The sequence below is a fragment of the Pedobacter sp. WC2501 genome, from assembly GCF_052682415.1.
On the sequence record NZ_JBQZFI010000001.1, the window covers coordinates 1292358 to 1307126 of the forward strand.

General features: G+C 36.3%; 14 protein-coding genes. 13 read left to right on the forward strand and 1 reads right to left on the reverse strand.

All coding sequences use genetic code 11. From position 1 onward, the window contains the following. The first annotated feature begins 3 nt into the window (after positions 1–3). The 12 genes from ACUN24_RS05565 (at position 4) to ACUN24_RS05620 (ending at position 12197) form a co-directional block, all read left to right on the forward strand. Positions 4–4596, forward strand: a complete 4593-nt coding sequence (locus ACUN24_RS05565) for an RHS repeat-associated core domain-containing protein (RefSeq protein ID WP_445561605.1) — start codon at positions 4–6, stop codon at positions 4594–4596. Positions 4597–4601: 5 nt separating this feature from the next. After that, entirely contained in the window at positions 4602–5528 is a 927-nt protein-coding gene (locus ACUN24_RS05570; protein WP_445561606.1) for a hypothetical protein, read from the forward strand. 238 nt (positions 5529–5766) lie between these two features. Then, positions 5767–5937, forward strand: a complete 171-nt coding sequence (locus ACUN24_RS05575) for a hypothetical protein (protein WP_445561607.1) — start codon at positions 5767–5769, stop codon at positions 5935–5937. Positions 5938–6346: 409 nt separating this feature from the next. Then, positions 6347–6961, forward strand: a complete 615-nt coding sequence (locus ACUN24_RS05580; RefSeq protein WP_445561608.1) for an RHS repeat-associated core domain-containing protein — start codon at positions 6347–6349, stop codon at positions 6959–6961. Between the two features lie 15 nt (positions 6962–6976). Then, entirely contained in the window at positions 6977–7891 is a 915-nt protein-coding gene (locus ACUN24_RS05585) for a hypothetical protein (protein WP_445561609.1), read from the forward strand. Positions 7892–7989: 98 nt separating this feature from the next. After that, entirely contained in the window at positions 7990–8427 is a 438-nt protein-coding gene (locus tag ACUN24_RS05590; RefSeq protein ID WP_445561610.1) for an SMI1/KNR4 family protein, read from the forward strand. Positions 8428–8465: 38 nt separating this feature from the next. After that, positions 8466–8852 carry a hypothetical protein gene (locus tag ACUN24_RS05595; RefSeq protein ID WP_445561611.1) on the forward strand — a complete coding sequence of 129 codons (387 nt, stop codon included), beginning with the start codon at positions 8466–8468 and terminating at the stop codon, positions 8850–8852. A 19-nt stretch (positions 8853–8871) separates the two neighbouring features. Next, entirely contained in the window at positions 8872–9225 is a 354-nt protein-coding gene (locus ACUN24_RS05600; protein WP_445561612.1) for a cyclopropane-fatty-acyl-phospholipid synthase, read from the forward strand. Positions 9226–9328: 103 nt separating this feature from the next. Next, positions 9329–9850, forward strand: a complete 522-nt coding sequence (locus ACUN24_RS05605) for a hypothetical protein (protein ID WP_445561613.1) — start codon at positions 9329–9331, stop codon at positions 9848–9850. Positions 9851–9981: 131 nt separating this feature from the next. Then, the gene (locus ACUN24_RS05610) at positions 9982–10506 is read left to right on the forward strand and encodes a hypothetical protein (protein ID WP_445561614.1); all 525 of its coding nucleotides are present in this window, start codon (positions 9982–9984) and stop codon (positions 10504–10506) included. A 102-nt stretch (positions 10507–10608) separates the two neighbouring features. After that, positions 10609–11466: a hypothetical protein gene (locus ACUN24_RS05615; RefSeq protein WP_445561615.1), complete on the forward strand. Its 858-nt coding sequence runs from the start codon at positions 10609–10611 to the stop codon at positions 11464–11466. A 143-nt stretch (positions 11467–11609) separates the two neighbouring features. After that, complete coding sequence (locus tag ACUN24_RS05620; RefSeq protein WP_445561616.1) at positions 11610–12197, forward strand: hypothetical protein; 588 nt, start codon at positions 11610–11612, stop codon at positions 12195–12197. Between the two features lie 57 nt (positions 12198–12254). Here ACUN24_RS05620 and ACUN24_RS05625 read toward each other — a convergent pair whose 3' ends face one another. Next, a complete protein-coding gene (locus ACUN24_RS05625) occupies positions 12255–13148 on the reverse strand; it encodes a LysR family transcriptional regulator (RefSeq protein ID WP_445561617.1) in 894 nt (297 codons plus the stop codon). A 76-nt stretch (positions 13149–13224) separates the two neighbouring features. Here ACUN24_RS05625 and hutH point away from each other — a divergent pair, with 76 nt between their 5' ends. Then, positions 13225–14757, forward strand: a complete 1533-nt coding sequence (gene hutH, locus ACUN24_RS05630) for a histidine ammonia-lyase (protein ID WP_445561618.1) — start codon at positions 13225–13227, stop codon at positions 14755–14757. Positions 14758–14769 lie beyond the last annotated feature (12 nt).

Consider the following 14769-nt stretch of genomic DNA (forward strand, 5'->3'; position numbering starts at 1 on the left):
CAGATGAAAAAGATTAAAGCGAGTAAACCGAATATGTCAACCGATAGGTCAATAAGCCTATCTGCAAGCTTAACCAAAGCCGAACCAAAAGCTGTGGGTGGCGGCGGTGGTGCTGTTGCCCCGGGCAGTAATCCGCCTGCAGCAAAAAGCCCCTTAAAGCTTTTAAAAGCTAAAAAGCCAGCTATGACCAATACTGCGGTACAGCATGTAAGTAAACATTTCGATGTGGTACTGGCTATTGATTTCCATTGGACAACCATTCCCATTCCACCATCATTTGGCTTTATTCCACTGCCATTACCACACCCATTTATTGGCATGGTGTTCGATCCGATGGATTACCTCCGTTTTAATATTCCCGTACCAAAATTTGCACAGGGTTTAATTGGTATGCCCAGTATCCCAATGGGTGGTTCAATTTTTGTACATGGCAGGCATAAAGCCACTACAACCACCAGTGTAATGGGCGTTTTGCTTCCATTCAGGCATATTACCTCTATACCCGTTTATTTTATTGTAAACATACCCGGTTCACCACACGAAGGCGAAGTATATTGGGGTTCCACTACCGTTTTAGGTCAGGGTTCAGAAATGAGTGGTTCTAACCCCGGACAAGTATTAACCTGTTGGTGTCCACCAATGGGGTTAAAACCGCTCCCAACCGTACCAGGTAAATTAAAGAAAAATCCATTGGCTTATTTCGCTTTTTATAGCGATTTATTGAGCATGTATGTGCAAATTAATACCGGTAAACCCGTGTTGGTTGGAGGTACATTTGCACCGCATAATTATACACTAAAAGAATATTTAATGCGTTTTGCGGCCATTGGTATTATGAGGGGGCTTACAAAATTGGGGGGAGCCTTATCTAAGGCGGCATTAAAAGGCGTGAAAAAAATGCTTGGCAAAATGTTTGCTGGCGGCAACCCGCTCAAAAAACTAAAATGCCACTTTGGTTTGGAGCCTGTAAATTTCGTTACAGGAGCTATGTTTTTTGAATGGACCGATTTTGAACTGCCGGGCGGCCATACATTGGCCTGGAACAATGTGTGGCGCAGTGATAAACCTTATGCGGGCATGCTGGGCAACCAGGTTTACAACAATTATGACCTTTATATCTATCCAGATCCGGAAGCCGGCATTGCAGGGTTTAGTCATCCAACTGAAAATATGGTGATGCCTTTGCCCTATATTGAGGCATATTCAGGTAAACAATACGATCGTGCGCAAAAACTCTGGATGGAAAGGCCTGATGAAAATACCTGGGTGCTTACCATCGATCAGGATATTTATACCTACACACTTTTTAGCGGCGGGCCAGATGGTGATATTTATCGCATTAATCAGATCGAATATAACAACGGTACCAGCCTTATATTTTATTATCAAAAACAACTTTTAACCCGGATTGTAGAAAATTCTGGTCGTGTGCTCGAAATGAAGCATAATGAATCGGGTACAGCAATTAACGCAGTTTATTATCACTATAAAAATACCAGCGACCTGTTGGTGGGTTATGATTACGATCAGCGTGGCAACATGATCAAAGTTTACGATCAGGCAGGCAAAGCCATCAGTTTTGAGTACGATGACCATAATCGGGTAGTTAAAAGAAGCAACCGAAACGGGATGGCTTATTTCTGGACTTATGACGCAGAGGGCCGCGTAATCCACACTGAGGGCAGAGACGGTTTTATGAGCGGATCGATAAACTATTTCCCGGAAGAAGGATATAACGAAGTGTACTACCGCGATGGTAAAACAGAACGTTATTATTATGATGAAAACGATCTGGTTTACAAAAAGGTGGATGCCATAGGTGGCGAAACCTGGTATGAACACGATCGCTATAACGAAGAAAAAATGGTTTCGAGCCCTGAAGGCAGGGTAATCGGCTATGAATATGATGAACGCGGGAATATTACCACTTACCACACCGCAGATGGCGAGAAATATCAATATGCCTACGATGAAAACAATAACCTCATTCTGCGGAGTGATCCGGCCGGTTCAAATGAAACCTGGTTATATAATGAGCAGAACCAACTGCTTAAACATGTTCAAAAAGACAATAGGGTAGTCGATTTTTATTATACCGATGGACAAAAATTACCTGTTTTTTGCCGTGACAATGATGGCTATGAAGTCCATTGGACATATAACAGCTTAAATCAACTGATTGAATCGGTTTCGAGTGAAGGCAATATCCGCCGCTGGACTTATGATGATTATGGACGTTTGATCCGTTTTAGTCCGGATGGTGATAAAACCACAATTTGGGAACGCGATGATATGGGCCGTGTGGTTTTGGTAAAAGATTTTGGAGAAGAAGCCCTGCGCTTCGAATACGATGCTTACGATCTGCCGGTTTATGCTACAGATGGGCGTGAAGAATGGTACATGAGCTATACTCCAATGGGCAGCTTAAAAACACAAAAAAGAAGTAGTCAATCCTCCAGCCAGAACATCCAGACCCTTCATTTTACCTATGATCAATGGGAAAATTTAAAGGCCATTACCAACGAAAAAGGCGAAGAATATCTTTTTTTAAGGGATGCCAATGATGATGTGGTGAAAGAAATTGGTTTTGATGGCCAGGAGCAACAATACATCCGCAACCAGGATGGGCAGATCATTAAAACCATACAGGCCGATGGGAAGGCCATTTACCACAATTACGATCTGAGTGGCCGGTTGGTGTATAGCAGATATGAAGATGGTACCTACGAAGCTTTTCAATACAATAAGCTCGGTTTGCTCATTGCTGCAGAGAACGAACTTTCTTCAGTTAATTTTAAGCGGAACCCATTGGGTATGATTACCCAGGAAATACAGGATGGTTACCAGATCAATTATCAATATGATGTTTTTGGCAACCTAACCAGTTTAAAAAGTTCATTAGGTGCAGATATTCAATACGATTATGATGAAATAGGTTATCTGAATGGCATTGCCGCGAAAAGTAGCGGGTCAGCAGAATGGACTGCAACCATTGGCCGGAATAAAAACGGACAGGAAACCAGCCGCAGTTTAAGCGGTGGGATAAAAGCTACTTTCGATTATGATCACGAAGGCCATCCAATTAGTCAGAAGGTTGAAGCCAGCCGTTCCATTACCGCGTTTAAACAATACGCCTGGGGGCCGAACGATAAACTCAATAGCTGCTTAAGTAGCATTACGGGTGGCAGCATCAATTACAGATACGATACTTTTGGCAGTCTGGCTTCGGCAAGTTATAGCGATGACGGCAAAGTCATCTATAAAAATCCTGATGAAACCGGGAACTTATATAAAACTGCTGATCGCAGTGACAGGCGTTACGATAAAGGTGGTAAACTGCTTAAAGATGACCAATGGTATTACCGTTACGATGCCAAAGGCAACCTGGTACAAAAAAGTAAACGTAATATTATCGGCCTGGCTAAAGAAGAAATTGCCGAACCAGAAGATAATGGCTTATTTGGTAAAAAATTAAACTGGGGAATGGCCGATCCCGATATCCCTAAAGCGGAAACGTTGGATATCCTGGCAGATGCCGAACCTGATTTGCCAGAATGGAAAGAGGGCGACTGGGCTTATGCCTGGGGCGCTAATGGCATGATGAAAGCCGTTAAAAATCCACACGGCGAAATCATCAGTTTCGAATACGATGCCTTAGGCAGAAGGAAAGCCAAAATTGTTAAAAATATGGTGTATCGCTATATTTGGGATGGTAATTTACTACTCCACGAATGGAATTACCTTTTAAAAGAGCGGCCTAACCTGGTGGTTAATGAAGATGGATTGCTCAGCTACGATAAAACGGAACCACTGGACAATGATTTAATTACCTGGGTCTACGATCAGAATAAATTTACCCCAAGTGCCAAAATCGTTAATGGCCAATATTATTCTATTATTAGTGATTATTTAGGCACTCCAGTACAAGCTTATGATGATGCTGGTAAAAAAGTGTGGGATTGTGAACTTGATATTTATGGAAAAATTCGTAAACTTAGCGGTGATAGAAACTTTGTGCCATTCAGGTATCAAGGGCAGTATGAGGATGTAGAAACAGGACTGTATTATAATAGGTTTAGGTATTATGATCCAGAAAGCGGAGTATATTTGAGTCAGGATCCTATTGGATTGATGGGAGATAACCCTTCAACTTATGGATATGTTTATGATACGAATAGTGAGATAGATATGTTTGGCTTGGCAACCCAAATGGTGGGAGATATGCGGATGGGTGATTGGGGTGAAAAGGTTGCTGCAAAATATCTTAAAGGCCAAGGACATAACATATTAGGCTCGGTTCAAAATGCTTCAGGGCACGGGTTTGATTTAATTACAAAAACTGCCAATGGCGATATACATGTTATTGAGGTGAAAACAAGTCACAATATGCCTGCTGGGAAGCATAATATGCCCCAGTGGACGAATAATAACATAACAAAGATTACGGGTAATACAAATGGAAGATGGGCAAATAAACCTCAATATCAAGATGATTTGTTAGACACGATTGTTAAAGCTAAAAATAAAGGTAATCTTAAAAATAAGTTACTCCAGATTAATGTTAATAAAAGATCAATAAAATTGACTTGTAAATAATTGATATGACTTTATTCAAAAATATTCTGATAAACAAAGCAATAAAGCGCTATAACTATAGTGAAAAAATTGAGATCGATAGAGATCAGGATGGCTTCTTAAGAAGTTATAGAAATTTTACAGATAAAGACACTTTAAAAAAATATACACATATTGTTTATGGTGTTTTGGAGGGCATACCGTATTCAACTCATATCATTGCTAAAAACTTATTATTCCAGGAAGATGAAAGCTGTTGGAAATACTTTGAAAGAACGGCTCTTTTCTGGGCCATGTCGCATATTAACGACCCTTTTATCGACCACATTAAAGCCGCACTTGAATATAGCCTTTACATAGAACGTGAAGATTTGATTGAAATTTTATTGAAAAAAGCGGAGGAATATTTAAACCGTGATGAATACAAAACCAACAAGGATTATAAAAATCAAAAAGTATATCCAAGTACCCAGTTAATCCATTTCTTAATTGAAAAATGGTTGGGGAAAAACCCTATAAAAGATAGAGTTTTGGAATATGGTTCAGGCTATGGAATATATCAGCGGTTAATCGACAATTGGGATGATTTATCGAAAATCGAATCCACTTATTGGGATGAACTGTGCGAATATCATTTAAATGGTCTGAGTTTAGGAAAAGAAGATGTTTATAAAACTGAAGAGTTTTTAGCCAGTGGACTGGTTCCCATGGAACTTATAAATGTTATTAAAGTGAGAAAAAAGTTAGGTCTTGATATCCCTGCAGTTACTCATGAATTATTTCAAACGCCGATGGCAAAAGAACCTCAGATTCCAACAGGCTATAAAGATGCCTTAGACGTAAAATATCAATTGGTTAAAAAGACTGTAGATACTAAGAAGAAATGGACAATCGACGAAGTTGTTTCTGAAATCAAAAGTCAGTTTGGAGAGGATGTTAATTTGTTTAATTAATCGCTTAATCAATGTCTAAAAATATTTATGAAGATCTTGCTATTCTTGACAAAAAGATTGGAGTCATTTTAAATAAAATGCCTGCTTGCTCGTTTGACAAAGTGGATTAAAAGGGAATTACCTATTTTTTCTTTTTGCCAGATAACAAATATAAAACACTAAAGAATTGATTATTCATAAAAAGAATTTGATGAGTAAAATCAAGCCAAAACATTAAAAATTAAGTGTAAATAAAGTTATGGATATTCTAAATCAGGAATTCATTATTGTCCCATACCAATCAATGGGGGCGATTAGATTCGGAATGTCAAGAAAAGATGTAGAGATATTATTTGGAAAGCCTCAAAAAGAAATAAAGGATACGTTAGAAAGAACTGAACTTATCTATGAGGATGTATCCATTAAGTAGGCAAAAAAGTCAGGTGTAAACGAAGTATCTTTCAATGAAAATCAATTCATCAATCTTACCTATCACGATTTAAACATCTTCAAGACTGAAGATATTATTGAGAAACTTAAACAGGTTGAAAAGCCATTTAACTCGGTCTGTTTCAAAGTTTTTTTTGAAATTGGTTTAGCATTAACAGGTTTTAGTAAAAAGAAAGATGATAAAACAGCATCTATATTTGCGAAGGAATTGATCGCTTTATGGAAAATGTAAGTCTTTAATGCCATAAAGAAAAATGAATTTGGAATCCTTTGAATTAAGTGTTTTAAGGTTTGGAATACTTTTAAACAGACCAGCTAAAGCCTTGTGTTAGTGAAATAAGGTTTGATGTTATAGAAAAATACGTAAACTTAACGGTGAAAGAAACTTTGTGCCATTTAGGTATCAAGGGCAGTATGAGGATGTAGAAACGGGACTGTATTATAATCGTTTTAGGTATTATGATCCAGAGCAAGGAAATTATATCTCACAGGATCCAATTGGTTTATGGGGCGGAAATCCTTCAATTTATGGCTATGTCTTTGATAGTAATTATGAATTAGATGTATTTGGCTTAAAGACCTTTCAGCAGGCATTAGGTGATTACGGCGAAAAATGGACGAAAGAGGCGCTACAAAATTCTAATAAATATTCCAGTGTTTTCCATGTACAAAATGCGTCTGGTCATGGTATTGATGTTGTGGGTATGCGCCATGATGGAAAATTTGATATTTTTGAAGTAAAAACCAATATCTCAGGAAACGTTGGAAAATTATCGGCGAGGCAGCTTGAAGCGGATGATTTTATAAAGGATATTTTAACTAAAAATAATATTTCTGACTTTGGGCTTACTTCTACAGAGGCTACAAGGATATTAAATAACATAGGTGAGAAGCGAGTAGTAGATATTTTCGTAGTTAGAGGCGCTAAAGGAAGATTTAAAGTGAAGTCCGCGCTATTGTCCGACTGGGATGAGGTGTCAAAGATACAAAAAGGGTGTAAGTAAATTAGTTTGCAGAATATGAATAAAGAATTGACCGCTATCAAGAAAAGGGTATTAAAGTATTGTAATGTATCTTTATCCTCAATAGATTCAGAAGGTGTTCCAATTGAGAAATTTATTAGTGAGTATATTATTAACGGCACTAAAATATTTGAGTCGGTGGAAATCGTATTTGGAGAGAAAGAGGTTGTTAGGCATGATATTTATTATGTGCTGAGCCGATATATATATGGAATAGAAATTCCACAATTAATTAAAAAATTTGAAGAACAGACAAATGTACAGCATTTTAAACACCTCTTAGAAGCCTATTATAAGGATGTGTTATTGGGAATGTTTTGCCAAAAAGAAGGGTCGTTTTTAGCAGGAAAATTACATACAGATATTTCTCTGTCAGTTATTTTATGCGCTGGATACTTTAATGATAAATTAAATATGATAGCGGAGTACTTAAATGGTTATTTATCAGCTAACTCACAAAAAATTTTAAATTATTCCATTAAATCTGAATATGGGCGTTCAAGTACTTTGTATTTATCAGCATTTATATTAGGGATTTTTGGAAATGCTGATGCAAGAGATAAAATTCTTAAGTTTTGTATAACTCCCCATCCAGCATATATCACTGCGACAGAAAATTTATATTCAGATGATGTACAAATAGTTAATGATTGGGTAACTCAGTTAGCAGAGTTTCATCTATGTAATAGCAAGGAAGATCATACATTTGCTTTCAATAGAGAATATTGGCAATATTTCCCTGTAGAAATTATAACACTACTACAATTGCGTTCACAACAAGGTCTGCCGATTGATTTTATTACGCATCCTTTGTTAAAAGATTTTCTGCCCTTTATAGCGCAACAAATCCCAATTCCTTTGAATGAACTAACCCAACAATTAGAAAAACGCATTCTGGGAAAATGGAAATAAAGATGGGATTCCGCTCAGACTATATACTCGACTTTTGTTCATTTTTCAATCGGTCTTTATTGAAATGAATCTATGGAACTTAAATAAAATTCGAAGAGATGGATAACACATTATTTAGAAAGATAGAAGATTTTTTATCGAATGATGAAAATGTCATTTTTAGGGGAGGACCGACTGAATGTGATATGATAGCTATAGCGGAAAAAGAACTAAATGTAAACTTTGATAAGGATTATATAGAATTTTTAAAATTATTTGGAGGCAGTTTTGTTGGCCTTCCTATTTATGGTTTTAAAAATTCCGAAATGCTTTCCGATCAAACAGTTGTAGATTTAACGAAAGAGTTTCGTGAGAATTATGCCTATGACAATAGATGTCCAGAAATACAAAACAGTTATGTTATTTCTGTTGAGGGTAACGGTGATCCCATAATGATAAATTCTGATGGAGAAGTCTTAATTTACAATCATGATGATGATACTCTAGAGCAAATAGCACCGTCATTCGAAAGATTAATTGAAGATAATTTAAGTTAATTTCAGAAAGTTGGCTTGTAATTCGAATAACAGTTTTAGTGCAACCGCTTACTAAAAAGATATCATCAATTGAAAATGCAATTAAAATGGTATTTAAATTTAACACAATAACCTTTAATGATCGTGAAAATTGGGATGAATTTATCCAAATAACTTTTGTCTCGGATGATAATAAGTATTTATCACTGTCTTCAATTTTATATGAAGAAGAAATTAACATTGAATTAAACGATCAAATAAAATATTTACAGTTTTTCAAAAGCAATTTTAACTTTTATATTGAAGAGAAATTAATTTTAAAAATTCGGGAAATTAATAAGGGTACAATTCAAGATACCTTATTTGAAATAGAATCTACAACCAATTATGATGTTGAATATCTTTTGAAGGCTCTTGATGTTTTGTCAGAGTATGTGGAAGAATGATTTACATCTTTTAAACCTAATGGAAAAAGATAGAGTAATTAAACGAGTAGGATGGGTTACGGAAATGAAATCCACTCCTCCATTAACGGAAGAATATAAACAGATGCAATATCGATTTTTTGAAAATATTGTAAAGTTTCTTCAAGACAAGGGATTAACCACTAAGGTTATACTGTCAGAAAATGAAAAAGCAGATGATGACTCTGAAATTAAAGTATCTGATTTAACCAAAGAAGGTTTTGCTTTTTATCCTGTAGGAATCCGGAAATGGATAGAGAAGTACGATAAGAGTAAAGAAAAAGAAAAAGCGATTAACGATTTCGCCTTCATCGAAAAAAAGTTTGCTGAGTTTAAAGCTAAAAAGGGTTCATAATTAAGATGACATAGCTGTTTCGAAATCAAGATGCTTAATGATTGAGATATTGTGATAAGATAGCATAACAGATATAATCAAATAATCACTAAATTAAGTGGCAATGATGTTCGAAAAAAGGAATTCAGCCCTAATTTTTGAAGAATTTCAGGGTAGGGAAAATAAAATCAAGGATCTGATTAAAGTGCCAGTATCAGATCGTCTATATTTAAAATTTTTATCGGAATACAAAGGCCTGGAAATCACACCAGACATAGAAATATTTAGCTATGAAGATGCTTTAAATGAAAATAAATATATTGAGAAAAATTATCCAGAACTATATGATAAGATTTGGATAATTGGGCGAAGTGGTCAGGGAGATGAATGGTTTATTAATATAGAAAAATCAACGATTTTGTTTTACGATCACAACAATGGTGAGTATAATTCTATTGATGAATTTCTTGATTTTCATATTAATTTTCTCGTATTTCTTCAGGCCGCTTTTTTATATCGGGAGCTTGAAGAACAATTGGATGATCATGAGGATAATTTGCCAATAGAAATTCAAGAATTATTCGTTAGTAGTTTAGAAAAAATTAGCAATGATTTCTATTTGAAATATCCTTATAAATATTTTTGATTTTCGATCGAAGGCCTAAGATTAGAATTACTTGATCAAAAACAATTTGATTATACATCATAGAAAGAATTAATTTTAGTATACAAGGTATCGCCATGTAATAAAAATTTATTTTTCAAATGCCAATTGTTATGAATCATATAAAATTTACTAATACCCTTATAGCGTGTAATTGGCGATTTGAAGAAAATCAAGTGAAGATAAATACCGCTACAGCTGAAGATATGGTAAAGGAAAGAATATCTAAAACTCCTAAATCATTTCTTGACTTTGTCGAGTATTTTGATCTGCTTGCAAATGCTGAAGATAACATATGGTTTATTTCGTTAAAGGATTACTTTAAGCTAAATAATGGAGAGGGATTCGCCTGGAATGAATTTGAATTGCAAAGTTTAGAATATTCGAACGAAGAGGAGAAAAAGGGCGTGATCGAATTTTGGAACAACCATTTACCTTTCATGATGTCTGTTAAAAGCGACTATTCGTATGTCGCAATTGTTCTTGACGGGGAAGATAAAGGACATATCGTTACAGGAAGTGAACCTGAATATGAGGATACGGTTGTTTTGGCTGATTCATTAGACGAGTTCTTTGAAACATATATTTCAGTACTTAAGGGAGAGCTGGATGTGCCCGCTCTAAAGCTTTTTGTTTAATATACCTGCACGAGTCATTTATTTTTTAAGAAAGGGATAATCGACGAAGTTGTTTCCGAACTTAAAAGTCAGTTATTAAAAGAATTTTTAAAAACAAGGTTGATGGAGAAGAATGTCGTAAATGATGAGCGCAACATCGAAAACATTAATGCTTTTATTCAATCTGGAAAGAATAGTTTTGAATATAAAGAAGTCATATTTGGAGAAGAAGAAATTGTTATCGAAAGTATAGAAGTCGTTCTTTCATCCTATTCTTCAGAAAAAATAGCAGAGTCAATAATAGGCTTTGAAGAAGAGCCCGTTTTAGCCAATTACAAACAGCTGTTAAATGCCTATTATTTAGATTTATTGACTTTCATACTTGCCTCAAAAAAACTTGAAAGCACTAGCGTCCCTTTCCTAGATGCCGATATTGCATTGATTTACATATTCGCTATTTCCTATTTTCCGGAGAAGCTTGATTTGATAGAATCCTGTGTAATTAGGGGGCTTGATTTTAGAGCATCCGTAAGAAACAAGAATGTAAGGCCTATGAATGGTAGTTATGGCAGGGATAATGTACTTTATCTGGCTCATTATCTGGCAAAAGAAAATAATTCTAGCGATTCGGAGAAAATGCTTAAGTATTGTAAGGATGATATTATTCAGCCATACCTTAATGCGCTAGAAAATTTGTTTTCAGAAGATAGTACGATTGTCTCTGAATGGGTTTATGGTTTAGCAGATTTTCATATCAACCATAGTAAATCAGAAGATTTAACCTATCCATTCCATATCGATCATTGGATCTATTTTCCAATAGAAATCATATCGCTGCTTTTATTGAGAAAGCAGAAAGGATTAAATAATAGTTATATTGCTCATCCTTTTCTTGATAAATTTTTACCTTTTATTTATATTGATACGCCAGTTGATTTAAATGATGACGTTGAGAAGTTATCTAAAGCTGTGTTCATGTAAAAAGAACCGTAGATACCAAGAAGAAATCGACAATAGACGAAGTTGTTTCTGAACTTAAAAATCAGTTTGGGGAGGATGTTGATTTGTTTTTATAGTATTACCCTAAATTCTTAAGTTTAGGATAATGAATAGAATAATAATATATGAACGTTGTCGAAAATTTACATCAAGAAAATTTCAATATACAGATGAAATTTTTGCTAACCTGTTTAGGCTGTGTAAAGCAATTGTATCATCAGTTTAGCATCGAGGTTGGTCATGATTCCTCGGTGTATTCCGCAAAGTTTAAGTCAGGAGAAGCAAAAATAAATAACCTTTATGATGAAATGTTTGGGGTTCTGTTTTCGGATCCTGACAAAAAGCTGAACAGTCAAGCCGAGGATTTTTATGAGTTGGCTCCGTCTTACGAAGAATATGCTACAGTAGATGCCACAATTGCAGTTCAAATAGCGCTATTGTGTGCTTCCATAATCGAATTTTATCATGATAAAAGTTTTGAGTCTATATCTGAAGTATTGATTAACATGGAAGAAATTATACATATTCTGAAGTCTCAAGAATATGATGAGCAGGATTTAACATCTCCGGGCGCAAAAATTGATAGAGATGATTATATTAACTCTGCCATAAGCCGTGAGGAAGAACAAGAACAAAACATTATCAACTTTCTTAGAGCAAACGAAACATTAAAGGCTTTCCAAAATATAGTTGAAAAAAATATAATCAGATAAACTTAAGCTTCTTTTTTACTCATTTTTAAAGCAAATAGAATTTCTAGCGTAAACAGTCTAAACTTTATCCTCCAACAACAACTTAATTACATTCTTTAATGCCGGATTCCGGTTCGATTCTTTCCAGATCATATAAAGTTCCGTTCTTTGCGAAATATGGGTAAGCTCTACAAACTTTACGTTTTCCTGATAGCCATATTGCAGGGCAGTGGGCACAATGGCAATGCCCAAACCTTCTTCTACCAGTTTGTAAATGGTAAGCGCGTTAACCGATTTATGGTAGGTTTTGGGTTTAAAGCCATGGTCTTCACATATACTCATCATCAGGTCGTAGTAGAATGGACTGTCATCGCTGGAGAAAAAAATGAAAGGCTCGTTACCCAGTTTTTTTACCGCTTCAAAACTTGCCTTTTTCATGGGGTGACTTTTAGGCAATACCAGCGAAAAAGTATCCTGGTGGATCATGTATTTAGAAATGCCCGGTTTAAACTGCTGCATCCGCACAAATCCCATGTCGAGCATGTCTTTTTCCAGCAACTCGATCTGTAACTTATTGGGCATTTCATCCAGATTGGTCCTGATTTCAGGAAAATCTTTGTTCAGTTTAAAAATAACTTCCGGTACAATTTTTTGTGCCGCCGAACCTAAAAAACCGATCCGGAGTTCACCCTGTTTGCCTTCTGTAATATTGGTTAACTGTTTTTTGATGTTCTCGATATGACTGAACAGAAAGTCTACCTCATCTTTAAGGTAAAGGCCAGCTTCGGTAAGTGTTACTTTTTTCTTGTTCCGGTCAAAGAGTGGTGCATTAAAAATTTCCTCCATCTGTTTAATCTGCCGGCTTAGCCCAGGTTGAGAAATAAACAGGCGGTCGGCAGCTTTTCTAAACTTTAATTCCTCTGCCAAAACCTGAAAATATTTTAAATGCCTAAGCTCTATCTGATAACTCATGGTTATTACATGATGATGTAATTGGTATTTATAGGTATCAAATATAGGGCTTATTTTTGTTTAAAACCTTTATGATATGAGTGAGCAACAGATTTTTAATTACGGAACAGACCATTTAACCGCTAAACTGGCTTTGGCTATCAGTAGTGGTGAAGTGAAAGGCATATTAAGCGAAGGCACACGGGCAAAAGTGCTCGAAAGCAGCAAGGTGGTAGAGCGTATTGCAATTTCTGGCAAGGCTGTTTATGGAATCAATACGGGTTTCGGACCACTTTGTACCTCCATGATTTCGGCCAATGATACCCGTAAACTACAGGAAAATATTTTAAAGAGTCATGCTGTTGGTGTGGGCGAGCCGATAGATAGCGAAATATCAAAACTGATGTTGGTTTTAAAACTGCAGGCTTTAGCTCAGGGCTACTCGGGCATTAAAATCGAAACACTTGACCGGATGATCTGGTTTTTAGAAACCGGTGCCACTCCTGTTGTGCCTAAACAAGGTTCTGTTGGTGCCTCTGGCGATCTTGCACCACTTTCTCATCTCTTTTTGCCTTTAATTGGCTTGGGTAAGGTGCATTATAAAGGCGAAATTATTGCCACAGCTCAACTTTTAAAACAACATGAGATACAGCCTTTGCAATTAGGGCCTAAAGAAGGTCTGGCTTTAATTAACGGCACGCAGTTTATTGCCGCGCATGCCGTTAAGGTAGTACAACGTTTGGAAAATGTGCTGAATTCTGCTGATATTATTGCTGCATTGATGATTGAAGGTTTGCAGGGATCGGAAAAACCTTTTCATGCACAACTTCATCAACTAAGACCATACCCTGCAAATATTGCCGTGGCAGAACAGGTGCGGAAACTGTTACAAGGTTCTGAAATCATGAAATCGCATGCCGATTGTGCTAAAGTACAGGATCCTTATTCTTTAAGGTGCATTCCGCAGGTGCATGGCGCTTCCAGAAAGGCATGGATGCATTTAAAAGAAACGTTGGAAATCGAACTTAATTCAGTAACCGATAACCCTGTCATATTTAATGATGATTTAACCATCAGCGGAGGGAATTTTCACGGCCAGCCATTAGCCTTACCGCTTGATTATGCCTGTTTAGCGGCTTCAGAGATCGGAAACATCAGCGATAGACGGATTTACCTCTCTCTGGAAGGAAATACCCCTGGCGTGCCGAAATTGCTGATGAAAGAAACCGGATTAAATTCTGGTTTTATGATTGTTCAATATACCTCGGCAGCTTTGGCCAGCGAAAATAAAGGTCTTTGTTTCCCGGCCAGTGCCGATAGTATTCCAACCTCACTTGGTCAGGAAGATCATGTAAGCATGGGTTCCATCAGTGGCCGTAAAGCCTTACAGGTAATCGAAAATGTAGAAAAAATCCTTGGTATCGAATTGTTCTGTGCTGCACAGGCTGTTGATTATCATTACCCATTAAAGCCTGGAAAAATTTTGGCTGCGGTGCACGATTTTGTTCGCACCGAAATTGATCATTTTGAAGAAGATCAGATTATGTATGATAGGATGGAAAATGCCATCCAGATGGTACAGCAAGGAAAAATTGTAGCCACCGCACTCAGGGCAGAACAGGATTTATAAGAGTTAAAATTA